This is a genomic window from Nitrospirota bacterium (genome assembly GCA_040754395.1).
Lineage (GTDB): Bacteria > Nitrospirota > Thermodesulfovibrionia > Thermodesulfovibrionales > SM23-35 > JBFMCL01.
This window is the reverse complement of record JBFMCL010000004.1, coordinates 1-19,834: the sequence shown is the minus strand read 5'-3', so window position 1 is coordinate 19,834 and position 19,834 is coordinate 1. Positions and strand designations below refer to the sequence as shown.

The window sequence follows — 19,834 nt, the reverse complement described above, 5'->3', positions numbered from 1 at the left end:
GGGATTGGTAAGAATTGTATTAGTGGTCGATCTTTTTTCTGATCTCGATAAGCTTCGCTAAGGCTTCTTCCGGTGTAATGCGTGCTATCTCAAGATTCCTGAGCATGGTGATAACGGAATCATTTACTGAAGAAAAAAGATCGAGCTGGACCGTACCTTTTTTGGCTTTTTTCTCCGCAAAACGGGGCTTTCCTGCTTCATTGAGTTCCTGGTTTTCAAGATTTGCCAGAACCTCTTTTGCACGCGTTATTATTGATGGGGGAATTCCGGCAAGCCTTGCAACCTGTATGCCATAGCTTTTGTCAGCAGGACCTTTTTCAATTTTTCTGAGAAAGATGATCTCGTCACCCCATTCTTTCACGGACACATTGTAATTTCTCACTCCGTCGTTCGTAAGCGCCAGTTCAGTCAGTTCGTTGTAATGTGTGGCAAAGAGTGTACGGGCTTTTATCCTGTTGAGGATATGCTCCGCAACTGCCCACGCAATACTGATGCCGTCAAACGTGCTCGTGCCTCTTCCCACTTCATCGAGGAGAATCAGGCTCTTATCCGTTGCATTATGTGTGATATTGGAAACCTCGATCATTTCGACCATGAATGTGCTCTGTCCTTTTGAGATGAAATCAGAAGCCCCGATTCTTGTAAATATCCTGTCTGCGGCTCCGATCACTGCACCGGATGCAGGAACAAAACATCCTATCTGAGCCATGATCATTATCTGTGCCACCTGCCTCATGTAAGTTGATTTTCCGGCCATGTTCGGTCCTGTGATAATAAGAAGCCGGTTATCCCCGGTGTCCATCGAAACGCTATTGGGAATGAATCTTTCATCTGAAAGAACCTTCTCGAGTACGGGATGACGGCAGTCGGTTATTTCAATGATACCGGAATCATTTACACTCGGCTTACAATAGTTGTATCTCTTTGCAACAACAGCGAGGGAGGCAAGAAAATCGGTAATTGCAATGACAGAAGCAGTTTTTGTCATTGCAGAGGATTCGTTCTGGATGTTTTCGAGTATGTCCTGATAGACCTGGTATTCAAGATTTTTCAGCCGCTCCTCGGAACCGAGAATTTTAGACTCAAAGTCTTTCAGTTCAGGGGTAGCAAATCTTTCACCTCCCACGAGGGTCTGTTTCCTGATGTAGTTGTCGGGAACCATGTGAAGATTCGGTTTCGTGACTTCAATATAGTAACCGTAGATTTTATTGAAACCGACCTTGAGACTTGAAATACCTGTCCTCTGTTTTTCTTTGTGTTCCATTTCGGCAATAAAGTCCTTGCCACTTCTTGAGATTTTTCTCAGTTCATCAATATCCTTGTTGTACCCATCGCGGATTATCCCTCCGTCTCTCAGGCTTGCCGGTGGCGCGTCAACAATGCTGCGTGAGATCAATGCCTTGAGTTCCGTAAAATCAGAAATGTCGGAAGCCAGTGACTGCAAGTATGAATTCTTCGATGAGACCAGTGATTTCCTGATCTTTGGTAGATGTGTCACAGATGTCCTGATCGCTATCAGGTCCCTGCCATTTGCAGTCCTCGAATCGATCTTTGCCGAAAGTCTTTCCATGTCCTGAATATTCCGTAGCAGGGTTCTGAGTTCCTCAAGAAGTTCAAAATCTTCAGTGAGATATTCGACAGCATCAAGTCTCTTTTGTATTTCAAGAATATCAACAAGGGGCTTAAGGAGAGCTGATCTTAAAAATCTTCCTCCCATGGGTGTCAGCGTTTCATCAAGCACCTTCAGGAGAGTGGCATCGGATGAACCGTCTTTCAGATTATGGGTGAGTTCAAGGTTTCGCTGGGTTGTTGCATCCATGAACATATAGGAGTCATTTCTTACAGGAGATATTTTTTTCAGGATGAAGGATTCTTTTTGCGTTTCTGCAAGGTAACTGACGAGTGCGCCTGCAGCGGAGATTCCGGAATTCATCCCGTCGCATCCGAATCCTTCAAGGGAAGCAACCCTGAGGTGTTTCAGCAGCGTCTTGTAAGCCTCTGAATAATCGAAATACCAGTCTTCATAGAATGAGAGAAAAAAATTATTAAGAGACTCCCTGTAATGAATGTTATCGCTGATACTCTGTGGCATCAGTATCTCTTTCGGCTCAAAACGGTACAGTTCATCCTGAATGTTTTCATCAGTTTCAAAGATGACAAATTCTCCAGTAGACACATCGGCAGCGGCAACTCCGTGCATATTGCCCAAGGGATAAACGCTGACAATATACGAGTTTTCTTTAGGGTTTTCGGGCAGATGGGTGCCGGGTGTAATTACCCTGACGATGTCTCTCTCTACGATGCCCTTCGCTTCCTTGGGGTCTTCTATTTGCTCACAAATCGCAACCTTGTGCCCCGCCTTCACAAGTTTGGATATATAGGAATCTGAAGCGAAATAAGGTATACCGCACATGGGGACGGGATTTTCTTTTGATCTGTCCCTTGTTGTCAGGGCAATTTGGAGAATTTTAGAAGCCTTTTCTGCATCTTCTCCAAACATTTCATAAAAATCACCGAGACGGAAGAATATAATGGCATCCTTATGTTTTTCTTTGATACTCAGGTATTGTTTCATCAAAGGGGTCAGTTCAGACATACAGAATATTTAATACCATCAGGTATGGAAAGTGCAATATGCAAATTCATATCATTGCATCAGAATAGGCAGGTGGATTCTTATATGAAAAAAATGAATTGCAGATATACGCTGCCGGACGGGATAACGGTTCTTTTGTAAACTTATCCATGTTGAACTCCAAGAAGACGGGGAAATTATTTTACCCGGAAAACCTTTCCATAGGAGAAAAACTGCCTGAAGCGAGTTCTCTGACCAGGTCATCAACGCTATAAATATTTTTCTTGAATACCGTGACTACATGTCCTATTTCGTTAGGCGTATGTGCATCACTGCCTCCGATTTCCATGGTGCCATTGCCATATTCCTTAAGCCAGTTTCTGCATGTGTCGTTTTCTGATCTGCGATTTCTGCCATTGAGGCTCTCAATAACATGGCAGGACTTGAGTATGCTGATATCAGCCGGCCTGCTTCTGCGGAAAGGATGAGCCGGGATGCAGATACCTCCCGACCTCTTGGCCCAGCCTAAAAGGGTTTCTGCATCCATGTCTGATGGCATATTGCCTGTCGGGCCGAAGACAAGAAAGTCTCCTTGAAAGGTCGTATACTCAATGCCTATTATGATACAGAGGGATTCATTGGAGGCTATTTTCCTCATTTCGTATTCTGAGGCTGTCGTGTCATGGTCAGTAATGCAAATGCCGTCGATTCCCGACTCGCGCGCCTTTGCTATCACCTGAGGAATCCGCATCAGGCTGCAGGGAGAAAAGCTGGTATGGACATGCATATCGATTAACATATATACAATATTATTCCCTGCTGCAGGGAATTGTCCAATAGAGATTATCAATACAAATAAGATAATATATCTTAAATATCTATTAGTAGAAAAGTGACATAATAAGGTATATATATCAATGCGATGCATCTTGATTATATTGGACGGGTTAGGGGATCGCGGACAGGATTGCTTTGAAGGAAAGACACCATTGCATGCTGCATATACCCCCAATCTGGACCACCTTTCCTCCCTTGGTATGAACGGACTATACCACAGCACCTTACAGGGAATTCCCATGTCGAGCGAGACCGCCCACTTTGTTATTTTTGGGTATGACATAAGTGACTTCCCTGGCAGGGGGATCATTGAGGCAATAGGGGAGGGAGTAAATGTGTCTGCCAACGATGTCGTGGCATTATGCCATCTGTGTTCTGTCGAAGAAAAGGAAAAAAGACTTATGTTACGGTACGGATGCCCTGAAATGCCCAATGAAGAAGCAAAGGTCCTGATGGAATCGATTCATTCATTCAGTGATCAGGGAGTCAGGTTTAAACTCGTGCATTCAAAAGGCATACACGGGTTTCTCGTCATGAGCGGCAATGTATCGAAAAATATCACGGATTCAGATCCCGTATATGAGGGAAAAGATATCATGGAGGTATTGCCTTTGAATACAAGGAAAGTATCTCTGGCTGCAAAAAAGACAGCCGAGTCTTTGAATGAATACCTTATCTGGTCTTTTAGGACACTTTCCGGGCATGCGATCAACAAAGAACGTATGGAAGCCAATCTCCTTCCGGTAAATGCGCTGGTAACGCAGAGACCGGGGAAAAAGAAGAAATTGATGTCATTGAGGGATGCCTGGGGACTTCGTGGGCTATCGATATCCTCTGGCGCAATTTACTGGGGGATATGCAGTGCACTGGGGATCGATACGGTCAGGGTCAATGATACAGGAAACGTCGAAGAAGACCTTAAGTACCGTCTCTCATTGGCCAGAGACGCTTTAGAATATGACTTTATCCACGTTCACACAAAGATGCCGGATGAAGCTGGCCATACGAAGAATCCCTGGTACAAGAAAGACGTGATAGAGGCTATAGACCGTGCAATGTCAATAGCAGTCGATGATATAATCAAGGACAGTGAGGTCCTTCTCGTAATAACAGCCGATCATTCAACCGCAAGCTCCGGTACTATGATACATACAGGGGAGACTGTGCCATTGACGATGGTAGGCAAATATGTCAGAAAGGACAAAGTCGGTGAATTTAATGAAATAAGTTGTCCGAGAGGTGGCCTGGGCATTGTGAAGGGGAAGGAAATGATGTATCTTATCCTCAATTTTCTGGACAGGGGGAAAATGCACGGGTTAATGGATACGCCTGTTGACCAGCCTTATTATCCCGGACAATACAAACCGCTGACATTATAGAATTTATGGATAGAAAGATACTGGAGTTGCTGGCGAACAAACCGGAATTGGTTACAGACCTTCCGGAATGGATGCTTCCGATATCTGTAATAGAGGAAATAAAAGAAACTGCAGAGTGCGCCATAGCAGAAATAGCAGGCAGGGACAGCATTGCGGCTATCATACGTGCCTGCGATTTGCGGCCTATCAAGGCAATTCTTCCAACCATCGCATATTCCGGAACAGAGCACGGCAACTGGGAAATCCCTTTTTTGAAAACAGAGGAACTCAAAAGGGTTATGGAAAAGAGAAGTGTCAGATTCTATGATCCCGTTCTTTTGGGTTCGCCCGGATTCTGGTGGAAGCTCTGCGGAAGACCTGCAACACATCTGTTCAAAAAATATGGTTTTTTTTCAAGCTGTGTCGGTTGTCATCTCTATTTTCACGCCCTGAGGATCCCTCTTGCAAGAAAATTGGGGTGCAGACTCGTGATTGGCGGAGAAAGAGAATCCCACGACGGCAAGATAAAGGTGAACCAAATAGGCATCTCCCTTGAAGCATTTATCAAACTTTTCAAAAAATTTGATCTGGAGTTATTCCTCCCTCTCAGGCATGTGCAGAGAGGCGACGAGATCGAGGAGATCATCGGATGGAATTGGGAAGAAGGAGAAGACCAGCTTGAATGCGTTTTAAGTCAAAACTACAGGGAACATGACGGAAGTATTGTTTTACATGAAGATGCAATAGCAAAATACTTTGATGAATTTGCTTTGCAGACTGCAGAGGAGGAAATAAAAGGCTATCTCAACGAATAGCAGTTAAACCTGCTGATATATACAAAGATTAGTGCGCTGTATTTTCTAAAACGTATTTATTAATAAATATGATATACTTAATTAAATAAAGCCATTTATCTGGAGGAGTAAAGAAATGTGCCTTGCAATACCATCAAAAATTATCAGCATTGAGGATTCGAGGGCTGTTATTGATGTATATGGCGCTCGGCGCGATATAAGCCTTATGCTGCTTGAGAATGAGGTAAATGTTGGGGATTATGTAATAGTGCATGCCGGCTTTGCGATTCAGAAGCTGCAGGAGGATGTCGCAAAGGAAACTCTCGGATATTTCAATCAGTATCTTGAAGCGTTGTCAGCAGAAGAAAAACGAGAGAAGCTGCCTAAGAAAGCAAAAAAAAGAACAACAAAGAAGAAACAGTAGCGTTTTTATTCATTCCCTGTCTTTTTCAGTCTTCAGCCCAGGATATCGGCCATATCTTCAGGGGTGCTTGTCATGCAGTATGTCTTTATGGTAATCTCCGAGCAAATAATAATTTCCTGAAGGAGTTTCCGTTCAATGGTAAAAAATGACCGATGGATAAAGGAAATGGCAGAAAAGGGTATGATTACCCCTTTTGACAAAGAACAGATCAGAAAAGGTGTCATATCTTACGGGGTAAGTTCATACGGCTACGATATGAGGATTTCCGATGAATTCAAGGTGCTTTCCTGTATTACTGCAACTCTCATTGATCCGAAGAATTTTGGTACAGAGAGTTTTATTGATTTCAAGGGAGAGACCTGCATTATTCCTCCGAATTCATTTGTTCTCGGGCGTTCTGCAGAATATTTCAGGATCCCAAGGAATGTCCTTGTAATATGTCTTGGGAAATCTACCTATGCCAGATGTGGCATTATAGTAAATGTGACACCTCTTGAGCCGGAATGGGAAGGGTATGTGACAATTGAAATATCCAATACCTCACCACTTCCCGCAAAATTATATGCGAATGAGGGAATAGCGCAGCTTGTCTTTCTGGAGGCTTCGGATGTATGCGAAAAATCATATGCTGATAAGGCGGGGAAATACCAGTCACAGAAGGGGATAACTCTCGCGAAAATGTGATTCACGCGTGATATCACTGAAAGGATGCGGTATGTCAAAAACAAAAAAGCTTATTCTTGCACTTGATCTGTCAGATCATGGATATGCTTTGGAAATAGTAGATAAATTCATGGATTACATAGATATATTTAAAGTAGGACTTGAATTATTTACATCCTGCGGCCCAAAAATTGTCGAAGAGATTAATAACAAAGGGAAAAAAGTTTTTCTCGACCTAAAATTCCATGATATACCGAATACCGTCTCTAAGGCATCGGTTTCCGTGACAGCACTTGGAATACATATGTTTAATGTGCATGCATCCGGGGGATTTGAGATGATGCAACGATGCAGGGGAAAGGTTGTTGAGTTCTGCCTTAAGGAGAATATCCAGAGGCCAATCATGCTCGGTGTTACAGTGTTAACAAGTCTTTCACGTGAAACACTAAGAGAGGAATTCGGAATTCAGCATGGCCTGAGAACTCATGTGCGTCATTTGGCCACACTCGCCTTAAATGCCGGGCTTGACGGGGTGGTGGCATCCGCCAGAGAGGCTGAGATGATAAGAGACTGTTGCGGGAAAGATTTTCTCATTATAACACCGGGCATACGACCCTCATGGTCACCTCCTGATGACCAAATGAGAACAGTGACCCCAAAAGATGCGATAAGGCAAGGGGCTGATTACCTCGTATTAGGCCGTGCGGTCTTTCAGCAACCTGATCCCCGGAAAGCCATAGAACTGATTGAGCTTGAAATGCTGACAGCCTGAAAACAGAGACAATATTCTGCGCAACATTTAACGTGTTTATGCCTGAATACATGAGAAGACTATTTCGTACGGGACAGGATCATGGCCAGGAAACACAATCCGGCATGTTATAAGGTATTGAAGATAATTCATGGATTTGAGAAAAAACAGAAGGTTTGCGAAGAAGCTGCTGGTGAAAATCTATTCAGAAAATTTCTATTGTGGGGGTATAACCGGGGATATTTCCTACAACGGCTTGTTTGTGCGGGGTGTGCTACTGCCGAATGAAAAGGTGCTTTCAATAGACCTTTATCTTCCCGGTGAAGGGATTGCCTCTCTCAAGGGAATTGTGAAAAGAAATGCAAAGATAACAGAAGCGAACTGGCTATTTGGAACCGGCATCGAACTTACTGAAAAAGATAAGGCGTTTACACGTTTTGTGCAGCACTTGTTGTAAGGACACACCGCGCATTGTTTTTGTGTGTTTTTCAGGGATTCAATTGACCGTTCACAATTCTGAACCCTGCCATGGTAACAGAAGGGGTGTCGTTGTTTATTATCCACTTGACCTGGGCTTCTGCAGATGAATCACGTATATTGAGATGTATTATTTCACCTACAGGAAGATATTCATTGCCTGGAATCCTGATGCTGACACCATTGACAGAAATGTCGACTAGGTTCGCGCTGAGGTTTTTTTCATGGTAGGAGAGCACAACCGGGATATCCTTGCTAACTCTTGCATCACGTCGTTTTTCTATGCCGTATTTTCCGCTGAAAAATGTTCTGCAGTAAGGACATTGTCTGAAGTCCCTTACTGATGCACTGTAAGAATCTTTTCTGCATGCAGGACATTCAAGCCTGATCATATCCTCTCTCCGGCATCATGATTATCCTCGTCTCTATCACATTATCACAAACCATTATGAAATAATATCGTCAAAAACGACAGTATCGTGTCATAATCAAGAAAACTACATGTAGTACAATTACTACATATTAAGGTTCCGAGTATAACATCTCTGCAAAAGAATTGTTTTTTAGGGTAATATCTGACAAAGCTGTTTGGTATATAATATTTTTTTACGGGAGATCCTGTAAGAGATGATAATTCCCTCTCAAAAAGATTTCATAGATAAAGCAAGAAATGAGGGCATTGTGCCTGTTTGCGGTGAAATAACATATTCTCCGCCGTATTTATTATATGAACCGCTCAAAGACAAAAAGAGTTTTCTCCTGGAAAGTATTAAAGGTCCTGAAAAAATCGCACGATATTCTTTCATCGGTTTTGATCCATGCATGGAAATCATGATAAAAAAAGGGCTGATAGAGATCAAATCGAATCATGATATAGAAATAGTATCCCGTCAGCCATTGGATATATTAAAAACGCTGATGAAGAAATATCGTCAGATACCCCACGCACATCTCGGGCCATTTCAGGGAGGATTCGTTGGAATCCTGGGGTATGATTTTGCACATTATTTCGAAAATCTTCCGAGAAAGGCCGTAGATGATCTCGGTTTTCCCGATGCGCATTTCCTGATGATTAACAAATTGATCGTTATTGATCACATCAGGCAGCAGAGCTGGATAATAATATGCCCTGGGCTGCCGGAGGCTATTGATCCGGCGGTATCATATCGAGAAATAGACTGGAATCAGAAATATGCTGAGGCTGAAGCGGAAATCGATCACACGCGCAAAAGGATCAAAAGACATAAGCCGGATATTTACCCTAATGAATCTTACGAAAGACATGTTATGCGGGGACGCAAGATCGATGTCGTCCATGAGATGAAAAAACGCGTATATATGGACATTGTACGGAGGGCGAAGGAATACATAGCCGCAGGCGACATATTTCAGGCAAATCTTTCACAGAGGGTTTCGGCGTATCTCAACGGAAGAGACTCCTGGGAACTCTACAGGATATTGAGGTCGATCAATCCGTCTCCATTTGCCGCTTATTGTGATTTCGGTGAATACACAATAGTCAGTTCATCACCGGAAAGGCTGCTGAGAGTCAGAGGAAGATCTGTCGATACAAGACCTATTGCAGGTACACGACCAAGGGGCAGAAACCGGAGTGAGGACGAAAGAATGCGTACAGAACTGCTGCTGAACGAGAAGGAGAGGGCAGAACATATCATGCTGATAGACCTTGAGAGGAATGATCTCGGAAGGGTCTCTGCATACGGTTCCGTGACAGTTGACGAATTGATGATTACAGAGGATTATTCTCATGTAATTCACATTGTTTCAAACGTGCTCGGAACCCTGTCAACATCAAAGGACTGTTATGATGCAGTTAAGGCAGCCTTTCCTGGTGGTACCATAACAGGTGTGCCGAAAGTCCGATGCATGCAGATTATTGATGAACTGGAGCCGGTCAGGCGCGGATTCTATACAGGATCCATCGGATATTTCAGTTTTTCAGGAGACATGGATCTGAATATCGTGATCAGAACGTTCGTGATAAAAGACGATATTGCCTATGTGCAGGCAGGCGCGGGAATTGTTGCAGATTCGGATCCTGAGAAAGAGTATTACGAGACACTGAAAAAGGCAGAAGCGCTGATCAAGTCACTGGAGAAGATCTGATCTGATCAGGAAAAACGGAACCATCTTTTTTTTACTTTGATGTTTTCGAGACTTCCTAAAAGCTCCCTGAGCAGACCATTGGTCTCTCTCTGTTCTTTTTTGAAATCCTTCATTTCATTCTGAATCTGCGAAAGGGCACTGCTTAGCTCCTTTATCATGAGCGATATTTCGGCAACCCCATTGACCAAAGCATCAAGTTTTGCTTCAGATATTGCAGGTATCTCCTTGTCTTCCTTGACTTCTTTTGCCAATGCTTCTTCAGGGCGGGAAGTTTCTTCATAGACAAACTGTTGAATGGTCTCAGGTGCAGATTCCGATAAATCATATTGGCGCTCCTGAACCTCTATTTCCCTGTCTTCATATCGTGTTGTCTGAAAAATCGGGGATGCAGCATCGGGTTTTTTGCGTGGCTCTTTTGCAGTGACCTGTTCTTCGGGTTTCTTTTCTTTCCGTTCAGGTTCCGATACATCTTTTGCTGATTGCACCACGATCTTGTGTTTTCTTGATATGCCCTCGATAACCAGACGGGTTATATGCTGAAAGGTATCCTCGACTCCGTCACCGCTGATAGCGATCGCTTCCCTGAAGTCATATTTATTGTTCTCATTAAGATACCCGTTCATTTCCTGTACTGAAAGAATGTTCGAGAGATCCCTTTTGTTGTATTGAAGCACCACAGGGATGTCCTCTGGATTAATGTTGTTTGCGAGAAGATTATCATTCATGTTCTGTAGACTTTCGATATTCTGTTCTCTCATCTCGCGCTGCGAGTCTGCCACAAATACAATGGCATCTGCACCTTTGAGTACGAGTTTCCTTGTTGCATTGTACCTGACCTGACCGGGAACTGTATAAAGCTGAAACCTGATGGAAAAATCATGGATCTTTCCAAGTTCAACCGGCAGGAAGTCAAAAAACAATGTCCTGTCAGCCTCTGTAGCCAGTGAAAGCAATTTTCCCCTCTTGGAGGGGTCAAAGATGGAATGCAAATACTGAAGATTGGTGGTTTTGCCACTTAGCCCGGGGCCATAGTATACAATTTTTATGGTGATTTCCTTGGTTGCGTAATTAAACAGTGCCATGGCTTATACTATAGCATACACCGCATTTCTTGTATGGTGCTTCACCCGGTACATTGCATCATCAGCAATTTTTACGAGTTCTTCCTTGGATTTTGCACTTTCGGGATAGGAAGCCACTCCAAAACTTGCGGTCATTTTAAGGGCATACCCTTCTTTTTTCAGAAATGAATTCTGTTCGATGGCCTTTCTCATCCTTTCCGCAATCTGCGTTGCTGCCTCAGGCGGAGTCTGCGGAAGTACGATGACAAATTCATCGCCCCCGTACCGTGCAACAATATCAACCGTACGGAGGCTTTTCAGGAGAAGCTGGCCTACCTCAACAAGCACCTTGCTGCCAATGAGATGACCGTAGCTGTCATTGATACGCTTGAAATGGTCGACGTCCATGAATATCAGGGAGAGTGATGTGCCGTATCTGCTGGACCGCTGTATCTCAATCTCTATGGTCCTGTTAAGATACCTTGTATTGAAAAGCTTTGTAAGGTCATCAGTTATGGCAAGTTCGGTCATCTTTTGGTATAGGGATGTCTTTTCAATAACAATCGCTGTCTGATCGACCAGTCTCATTAAGAGGTCAAGGTCTTCTTTGACAAAATGCCCTCCTGTTGTTTTGTTGACAAGTTCGATGACGCCGAGTACCTGTTCATTTGTCTTGATCGGCACGCAGATAAGGGATTTGGTCTTGAAATGTATCGCCCTGTCGATCTTACCGAGAAAACGCTCATCTTTTGAAACGTCAGGAACGACAACAGGGATGCCTTCCTTGGCAACCCAGCCGGCGATGCCCTCACCCATTTTCATCCGGAATTTCTGCATTCCTTTTGTCTTGGGCACATCGGTCTTTTCGAAAACAAGTTCCCCTGTTTCCTGGTCAACAAGAAGGACAGACCAGGCTTCTGCTTTTGTCATCGCCTTTATTTTCCTCATAATTCTCGTGAGCACATCGTTCAGATCCAGAGATGACGTGAGGGCTTTGCTCACTTCCTGATAAAAATTGAGCTCGCGTTTTGCCAGCAGCAAGTCAGTCTTTATTCTGTTGTTCTCGTGAAAAAGTGAGCTTTCTTTCAATGATTTCTTGATATAATTCAGAAGCACGCTGGGAGAGGGGACATACAGCGGATAAGAAAGGGGTTCCCTGATCCATGGAGTAAAACCTCTGAAAGAGTAGCTGTCTGAGATGATTATTTTCGGGATGTTTTTCGATGCCTTCAGGAAATCCCTGAAAGAGGGTGAACTGTTCATTGTTTTGTCAATGATAATAACATCTGCCTTTTCTACCAAGAAAGGGAGGACTTTTTCTATCGAATCATACTTGCTGACGTGGTGTCCAAGTGCAATAAGAGCTTCCTCATATTCGGTCTTTTGCGCACTTTTTCCTATCAGGGCTATTTTATGCATTCACACCGCAGCATTTTTTGTACTTTTTTCCGCTTCCGCATGGACATGGGTCGTTTCTTCCTACTTTTTTCCCGCGTCTTACCGCCTGAGCCGGCCCGGACCCTTCACCTCTGTTATAACTGAACCTTGACTGTTTTGCAGGTTCCCTCTGAATGCTCTCCTTTTTTTCAATCTGTATTTTGAAGATCCTCCTGACAACTTCAGTATTTATCCTTGACGACATTTCGGCAAAGATATCGAATGCCTCTTTTTTGTACTCAACCAAAGGGTCCTTTTGTCCGTATCCCCTTAGGCCTATTCCTTCCTTAAGATGATCCATGGCAAGAAGATGATCCTTCCACTGAGTATCGATTATCTGGAGAAGAACTACCCTTTCCAGATATCTCATGACATCACTGTCAACCTCAGTCTCCTTTTTCTCGTATGCACGTCTTACTTCAGAAAGAAGGGTTTCACGGAGGGATTCCTGATTTGAGGGTGAGAGCTCAGGCGAAAGAGAAAACACCCCGAAGAGTGCATCCTTAAGACCTTTCATGTCCCATTCTTCAATATATTTTTCGGAAGGGCAGTAAATAAAGAGCAATTCGTCCAGTACCTCATCGGTCATGCTCATTATGCGGTCTTTGAGATTTTCACCCTGGAGTATCTCTTTTCTGAAAGAATAAATTTCTGACCTCTGCTTGTTCATTACGTCGTCATATTCGAGAAGGTGCTTTCTGATGTCAAAATTGTGTGCTTCGACACGTTTTTGGGCGTTTTCTATCGCTTTAGTGATCATCTTGTTTTCAATCGGGATGTCTTCTTCCATGCCGAGTTTGCCCATGAGTCCGGAGATTCTGTCTGACCCGAATATCCTCATCAGATCATCTTCAAGAGAGAGATAGAATCTGGAGGAACCGGCGTCTCCCTGCCTTCCTGAACGGCCACGCAACTGGTTGTCAATCCTTCTCGCTTCATGTCGTTCAGTTCCGAGGATATGAAGGCCCCCTGAAGATACTACGTTTTCCCTGTTCTGTTTGCATATTGCATCGGCCTTTGAGAGAGTGTGTTTCCAGTCATCTTCAGAGTATTCCTGTGAATCTCTCAGCATTTCACGTGCAAGTCCTTCAGGGTTTCCCCCCAGTACGATATCAGTTCCTCTTCCTGCCATATTTGTGGCTATGGTTACTGCGGCGGATCTCCCTGCCTGTGCAATAATTTCAGCCTCTCGCTCATGATATTTCGCATTCAGAACCGCATGAGCAATGCCCTTCTTCTTCAGGAGGTAACTCAGGTACTCAGATTTTTCTATGGAAATTGTTCCGACAAGGACAGGCTGGCCCTTTGCATGGAGCTCCTCAATTTCATGTATCACGGCATTGTATTTTGCCTTCTCGGTTTTATAGATCATATCAGGATGGTCTTCCCTGATCATAGGCTTGTTGGTGGGTATAACCATAACTTCAAGATTGTAGATTTTTGCAAATTCCTCGGCTTCTGTATCTGCCGTACCGGTCATTCCCGCCAGCTTCTTGTACATCCTGAAATAGTTCTGAAATGTAATGGTTGCCAAAGTCTGATTTTCACTTTCGATTCTGACACCTTCTTTTGCTTCAACTGCCTGGTGGAGTCCGTCGGACCAGCGCCTACCGGGCATAAGCCTGCCGGTAAATTCATCCACGATAATGACCTCCCCGTCCTTCACAACGTAATCGACATCCCTTTTGAACAGGGCATGCGCCTTTAATGCCTGCAGGACATGATGGACGAGTTCTATATTCGAGGGATCATACAGATTTCCGGCACCGAGGGAGCGTTCAACCTTAATATTTCCTTCTTCAGTAAGAACAGCTGTTCTTGCCTTTTCATCAATCGTAAAGTCGGTATCCTTCCTGAGGCCTGGTATAATTTTGTCGATCCTGTAATATTTGTCAGTAGATTCCTCCGAAGGTCCCGAAATAATGAGCGGGGTTCTCGCTTCATCAATGAGGATACTGTCAACCTCATCAACAATGGCATAATACAGCTCACGCTGACAGTAGTCAGAGATATCATATTTCATGTTGTCCCTAAGATAGTCAAACCCGAATTCATTGTTTGTTCCGTAGGTGATGTCAGCAGAGTATGCCTCTTGGCGGGAGCAGGGTTTGAGATAATCAAGCCTCTTGTCCGTGGAGAGATAGGAAGGATCAAAAATGAAAGAGACATCATGCTGAATAACACCCACGGAAAGACCAAGAAAGTTATAGATTGGGCCCATCCACTGTGTATCCCTTTTTGCAAGATAGTCATTGACAGTGATCACATGGACCCCTTTTCCTTCAAGCGCATTGAGGTAGACGGGGAGGGTGGCTACAAGCGTTTTTCCTTCACCGGTCTTCATTTCGGCTATTTTCCCTTCGTGAAGAACCACGCCGCCGAGGATCTGTACATCAAAATGCCTCATATTCAGTTTTCTTCTCGATACTTCACGAACAACGGCAAAGGCCTCGGGAAGAAGGTCGCTCAGGGATTCTCCGTTCCCAAGCCTCCCCCTGAATTCTCCTGACTTTTTTCTTAACTCCTCTTCAGAAAGGGCGGATATTGGTGATTCTAACGAATTAACGCGTTCGACGAGCGGCCACAATCGTTTCAGTTCGCGCTCATTCTTGGTTCCGAATACTTTACTCAGTAATGTGCCAATCATGTTCTATAATAGAATTATGACGTTCAATATTTCAACAATCCCTGTGCGGTTTACGTAGGGATCTAGGGATGTGCGGGAAACGAATTTCTTAGTCTAACACCTTTCCCGATAATGCAAATATATTTTGAAATCCACGGTATCAAATCCTGCTGCCTCTGTCAAGGATAAAAGTATTTATCTGATGATTGGCCTTGTATCGGAAGGATAATACATGTTACATTTTTTTATGGAAAGAACCGTCTATATCAAGACTTTCGGATGTCAGATGAATGTCCATGATTCGGAGAAAATACTCGGGATTATGGAGAAGCAGGGTTATACAGCAACCGACAATGTAGGAAACGCTGATATTGTCATATTCAATACATGCAGCATACGGCAGAAGGCCGAACAGAAGTTCTACAGCGAGCTTGGCCGGATTAAATCTCTCAAGAAGAAGAGGCCCGGTACCAGAATCATTGTGGCAGGCTGTATAGCTCAGCAGGAAGGGGAAAAGATTTTCAAACATGCTCCCCATGTTGACATGGTTTTCGGACCAGAAAATATTCATGCCCTGGGTACAATGGCAGCACAAAAAACACCTATAGTTGCAGTGCATGGCAATCCGGCGATTGCCCTGCACGATCTTCCGGTGAAAAGGGGTGACGGTGCGAGGGCATGGGTGACTATCATGTACGGGTGCAATAATTACTGCAGCTATTGTATTGTGCCCTTCACAAGAGGCCGTGAAAGGTCAAGACCGAGTGCAAATATTCGTGCGGAGGTAGAGGAACTGGCACGGATGGAGTATAAAGAGGTTACTCTTCTCGGACAGAATGTGAATTCATACAGAAGTGATATCGGCTTTTCTGCGCTTCTCGAAATGCTTGATGCAATACAGGGGATTGAGAGAATACGGTTCGTTACCTCCCACCCGAGGGATCTTTCTGATGAACTCATCTCAGCGATATCCTCCCTTCATTCGGTATGTGAACACATTCATCTCCCGATACAATCCGGTTCAAGCAGGATTTTACATCGTATGAACAGGGGATATTCATATGATCAGTATCTTGAAGGAATTGAGAAATTGCGCAGAAAAGTTCCTGGGATCGCAATCACTACAGATATAATCGCGGGGTTCCCCGGAGAGACCGAGGGAGACCATAAAGCAACAATGAGCGCCCTCAGGGAAATCGAATTCGATGGTATTTTTGCCTTCAAATATTCTGAAAGACCATGGACAAAAGCTGCGGAAATGGATGATCAGGTTGCTGAAGGCATTAAGGCAAATCGTCTTAACGAAATTCTCCTGATACAGGACAAAATAACATCCGGAAAAAATAAGTTACTTGAAGGCACTATTCAGGAAATACTGATAGAGGGACGGAGTGAAACCGACAGGAATAAAATGTCCGGAAGGACGAGGACGAATAAAATAGTAAACGTTGCAGGGAATGGTTATACCAAGGGCTCCATGGTTTCCGTCAGGATAATCAGGGGAAGAAAGCATTCTCTCGAAGGGAAACCTTTGTAAAAGTGAAAATTTCAGTACTTACCCTCGGCTGCAAAGTCAATCAGGCGGAAAGCGCAATTTTAGAAGGAGATCTCAGGAAGCAGGGGATAGAGGTTGTTAGTCTATCAGAACATCCCGATTTCTGCATTATCAATACCTGCACCGTCACTGCGAAAAGCGATTATCAATCGAGACAGCTCACGAGAAGGGCTATTAAAGCTGGTGCTAAGATAATCGTTACCGGATGTTATGCACATATAAGGCCTGAAGAAATTCTCAAGATCGATCGCTCTGCAAGAATTGTGAATAATTCGGAGAAAAGCAATATTATCAATATCTTATCTAAATATTATGCAAGCACAGGTTTCGTTTCTTCAGGCAGATCCAGACCATTTATAAAAGTGCAGGATGGATGTAACAATGCTTGTACCTATTGTATCGTGCCTCGTGCAAGGGGAAGGTCCAAAAGCATACAGATGCATGAAGTCATAAGGCAGATTCTTGAATGTGAAGATGCGGGATATCATGAGATTGTCCTGACAGGGGTACATCTAGGGTTATACGGTCTGGATATATCTCCTAAGACAAATCTTTCCCATCTTCTTGATGCTATTCGGAAAAATACTAAAATCGCACGAATCAGGCTCAGTTCTCTCGAAATAAATGAATTCACCGATGCAATACTTGAGCAAATCCAGGACCCAAGGATATGCAAACATCTTCACATACCTTTACAGAGCGGGGATGATTCAATTTTACAAAAAATGAACAGGCATTATACTCTAAAGGAATACCGTGATATTATTGAAAAGATTAAAAAAAGATCACCAGATATTGCGATAGGTACTGATGTGATTGTGGGTTTTCCTGGTGAAGGGGAGAAGGAATTCGAAAATACCAATAATTTTCTTGAGGAAATGCCTTTTTCCTATCTTCATATATTTCCCTTCTCATCCCGTCCAGGTACAAAAGCTTCGAAAATGCCCTTACAGATACCTTTCAAGGTAAAGAAAAAAAGGGCGTATGCGCTGAAACTCATACACACCCGGAAAAAAAATGAATACATGCGGACGCAATTACATAAAACCCTTGATGTGATTATCGAAGATAAGGTCTACGATGACTGCTTCACGGGGACAACCGGCAATTATCTAAAGATAAGGATATCCGGCAATAACCTTTCAAGGCAATCCCTTATATATGTAAGGGTTGCCGGTATCGAAGAAAATGCACTCGTTGGAATTCCCATCAGGAATACATAAGTTATTATTATTTCAATATATTATTACTGCCTAAAACCTAATCAAATGCGTTTAATCCCATAAACAACAAGGGAAGGAAGGGGTTTCTGAACATGGTTAATAACAGCTTATCAACAATGTCTGTTAATTTAATACGACTGATAAGATATATTATGTTAAATTATGAATAGTTCAATATTCATATTATTTATCTTATGCTTAATGAAGCTGTGCTTTTTCAAGATAAAGAATCGCCTGCTTTTTTGTCTTCACTCTTCCGGTAAAGCATGCCTTTTTTAACTCACTAATGGCTTTTCCTAACCTTTCTTTATGAATCGATGGAATACGCTGCATGATTTCATGCGGATCAATAAGTTTTCTTTTCCAGATACGCTGGAATCTCCAGTATTCGTTTAACAAATCAAGACGGTCCATGATAATAAGAAGATCGACAGATGCATCCTTATGCGACATGAAAATATCAAAAAGCGCATTGCTTCCTGCAAGAACATCATGAAGTGTTTCAGCTTCTTCTTTGGATAATAAATACAATCTTTTAGATATTACAGAACTTACAGCTATTTTCTTTAACGCTTTTTTGATTTCTCTCCCTGAACAACCAAGAAAAAGCATTTCGAGGCACAACAATCCCTTATATGTAATATTTTGCGAAAATATTTTATTAAGTATAACTTTAATGGTATACGGCAATACCTGAAGTAAACGCTTTTCAAGTTCAATGATAGCTTTTACATTAAATTGTAACATATCGTAAGAAAATGATAATATGCGATTCAACAAGCCGTCTTTAAGGCAATGTTTTACATAGTTTCCTGCAGCCGCTGAGTTTAATAAATAAAACAATTCTAAAGTAATTCTTTCATTTGATACTTTATTTATTTTATTATTCAGAGTTTTTATCTGTTTTCTTGTAGAGGATTCTATAGTTCCCTGCAATTCTGCTGCAAATCTGTATGCCCGCAGCATTCTCAGAGGATCTGCAATGAAGTTCTCTCTGGATATGGATCTGACAGTTCTTGTATTGATATCAGATATACCCCCGCATAGATCAATAAGTCCGTGAACAGGTGACCATGCAATGGCGTTAATGGAAAAATCCCTTTTTAAAAGATCCTTTTTTAACGTATTTTTAAGTGAAGAAAAATCAAGCGTGAAGTTTTTTTCAACCACAAGCCTTACGATTTTTTCTTTTTTGAATTTTACAATCGTACCTCCTGTCATTTGCTGTATATCATATGCAAAAGAAAATACATCACCTGAAAGAACATAATCCCTGTCTGTTGAATATGCACCTGATATGGTATCCCTGAGAAATCCACCGACGAGATACAATTCTCTGCCTCTTCCTCTATCAAAAACGATAGAGTTATACTTGTCATTGAGAATTTTATTCCGGATATGGTCATCTGAAAGCATCATTGTTTATAATATAACATCCTCTTGTCATTCAAAAGGAAGATGCCATGAAGCCAGAATATCCATGGAAAAAGATATTCCTTGACATACATGGTGCGAAATATCAATTTGGAACTGCATGTGCGTTCTGATGTTTGCTGCTACCTTCGAAGGGAAATAATCATAGCACTGTTCTTCATCAATCAAAAGTTAGGATATTTTTCACAACGAGTTGCTTTGAACAGGAAATTCTCATTATGGCTGTCCTTAAATGACAATATATCTGATATCGCCCGGTTGGCAAAAAAGTATCTGCCCTGTCCAATCAGGGCTTGTAATCAGGATACCTCGATTCCATAAGGGTATTAATCCGGTCATCGAGGTTCGGATGGGTTGCAAAGAGCGCTTTGAACCCCTGCTTTTTAGTCCCGGAGATACCAAAAGCCGCCATTTGGTCAGGCAGATGAGGCTGCTGTAGAGAGGATTTCAAAGCTTCGAGTGCACCTATCATGGGCTTTTTTCCAACCAAAT

General features: G+C 42.8%; 17 protein-coding genes. 9 read left to right on the top strand and 8 right to left on the bottom strand.

Annotated features, from left to right (window positions below; genetic code table 11):
- Positions 1–19: 19 nt before the first annotated feature.
- Both mutS and AB1552_02975 read right to left on the bottom strand, forming a co-directional pair.
- Entirely contained in the window at positions 20–2,596 is a 2,577-nt protein-coding gene (mutS, locus tag AB1552_02980; protein MEW6052740.1) for a DNA mismatch repair protein MutS, read from the bottom strand.
- Positions 2,597–2,777: 181 nt separating this feature from the next.
- Complete coding sequence (locus AB1552_02975) at positions 2,778–3,374, bottom strand: CehA/McbA family metallohydrolase (GenBank protein ID MEW6052739.1); 597 nt, start codon at positions 3,372–3,374, stop codon at positions 2,778–2,780.
- Positions 3,375–3,492: 118 nt separating this feature from the next.
- Here AB1552_02975 and AB1552_02970 point away from each other — a divergent pair, with 118 nt between their 5' ends.
- From AB1552_02970 to AB1552_02945, 6 genes are all read left to right on the top strand, one after another.
- A complete protein-coding gene (locus tag AB1552_02970; GenBank protein MEW6052738.1) occupies positions 3,493–4,791 on the top strand; it encodes an alkaline phosphatase family protein in 1,299 nt (432 codons plus the stop codon).
- Between the two features lie 5 nt (positions 4,792–4,796).
- Entirely contained in the window at positions 4,797–5,585 is a 789-nt protein-coding gene (locus AB1552_02965) for a hypothetical protein (protein ID MEW6052737.1), read from the top strand.
- A gap of 115 nt (positions 5,586–5,700) precedes the next feature.
- The gene (locus AB1552_02960) at positions 5,701–5,988 is read left to right on the top strand and encodes a HypC/HybG/HupF family hydrogenase formation chaperone (protein MEW6052736.1); all 288 of its coding nucleotides are present in this window, start codon (positions 5,701–5,703) and stop codon (positions 5,986–5,988) included.
- 135 nt (positions 5,989–6,123) lie between these two features.
- A complete protein-coding gene (dcd, locus tag AB1552_02955) occupies positions 6,124–6,672 on the top strand; it encodes a dCTP deaminase (GenBank protein MEW6052735.1) in 549 nt (182 codons plus the stop codon).
- A gap of 31 nt (positions 6,673–6,703) precedes the next feature.
- Positions 6,704–7,423, top strand: coding sequence for an orotidine-5'-phosphate decarboxylase (pyrF, locus tag AB1552_02950; protein ID MEW6052734.1), 720 nt, complete (start codon positions 6,704–6,706; stop codon positions 7,421–7,423).
- Between the two features lie 130 nt (positions 7,424–7,553).
- A complete protein-coding gene (locus AB1552_02945; protein MEW6052733.1) occupies positions 7,554–7,859 on the top strand; it encodes a PilZ domain-containing protein in 306 nt (101 codons plus the stop codon).
- 31 nt (positions 7,860–7,890) lie between these two features.
- Here the strand turns inward: AB1552_02945 and AB1552_02940 are convergent, their stop codons facing one another.
- A complete protein-coding gene (locus tag AB1552_02940; GenBank protein ID MEW6052732.1) occupies positions 7,891–8,271 on the bottom strand; it encodes a PilZ domain-containing protein in 381 nt (126 codons plus the stop codon).
- Between the two features lie 289 nt (positions 8,272–8,560).
- Between AB1552_02940 and AB1552_02935 the strand changes: the two genes are divergently transcribed.
- The gene (locus AB1552_02935) at positions 8,561–10,006 is read left to right on the top strand and encodes an anthranilate synthase component I family protein (GenBank protein ID MEW6052731.1); all 1,446 of its coding nucleotides are present in this window, start codon (positions 8,561–8,563) and stop codon (positions 10,004–10,006) included.
- Between the two features lie 5 nt (positions 10,007–10,011).
- Here AB1552_02935 and AB1552_02930 read toward each other — a convergent pair whose 3' ends face one another.
- From AB1552_02930 to secA, 3 genes are read right to left on the bottom strand one after another with little or no spacing between them, the layout of a single operon-like run.
- Positions 10,012–11,088, bottom strand: a complete 1,077-nt coding sequence (locus tag AB1552_02930) for a GTPase domain-containing protein (protein MEW6052730.1) — start codon at positions 11,086–11,088, stop codon at positions 10,012–10,014.
- 3 nt (positions 11,089–11,091) lie between these two features.
- Positions 11,092–12,486, bottom strand: a complete 1,395-nt coding sequence (locus AB1552_02925; GenBank protein MEW6052729.1) for a sensor domain-containing diguanylate cyclase — start codon at positions 12,484–12,486, stop codon at positions 11,092–11,094.
- Entirely contained in the window at positions 12,479–15,151 is a 2,673-nt protein-coding gene (gene secA, locus AB1552_02920; protein ID MEW6052728.1) for a preprotein translocase subunit SecA, read from the bottom strand. The genes AB1552_02925 and secA overlap by 8 nt, the downstream gene beginning before the upstream one ends.
- Positions 15,152–15,362: 211 nt before the next feature.
- Here secA and miaB point away from each other — a divergent pair, with 211 nt between their 5' ends.
- On the top strand, positions 15,363–16,667 hold the full coding sequence (miaB, locus tag AB1552_02915) for a tRNA (N6-isopentenyl adenosine(37)-C2)-methylthiotransferase MiaB (GenBank protein MEW6052727.1): 1,305 nt from the start codon (positions 15,363–15,365) through the stop codon (positions 16,665–16,667).
- Positions 16,668–16,669: 2 nt separating this feature from the next.
- Positions 16,670–17,908 carry a tRNA (N(6)-L-threonylcarbamoyladenosine(37)-C(2))-methylthiotransferase MtaB gene (mtaB, locus tag AB1552_02910; protein ID MEW6052726.1) on the top strand — a complete coding sequence of 413 codons (1,239 nt, stop codon included), beginning with the start codon at positions 16,670–16,672 and terminating at the stop codon, positions 17,906–17,908.
- Between the two features lie 198 nt (positions 17,909–18,106).
- On the opposite strand, the gene AB1552_02905 is transcribed toward mtaB, so the two are convergent.
- On the bottom strand, positions 18,107–19,327 hold the full coding sequence (locus AB1552_02905) for a hypothetical protein (GenBank protein MEW6052725.1): 1,221 nt from the start codon (positions 19,325–19,327) through the stop codon (positions 18,107–18,109).
- Positions 19,328–19,628: 301 nt separating this feature from the next.
- Positions 19,629–19,834 (bottom strand): zinc metalloprotease HtpX (locus AB1552_02900; protein ID MEW6052724.1); only part of this gene is annotated, 206 nt, incomplete at its 5' end.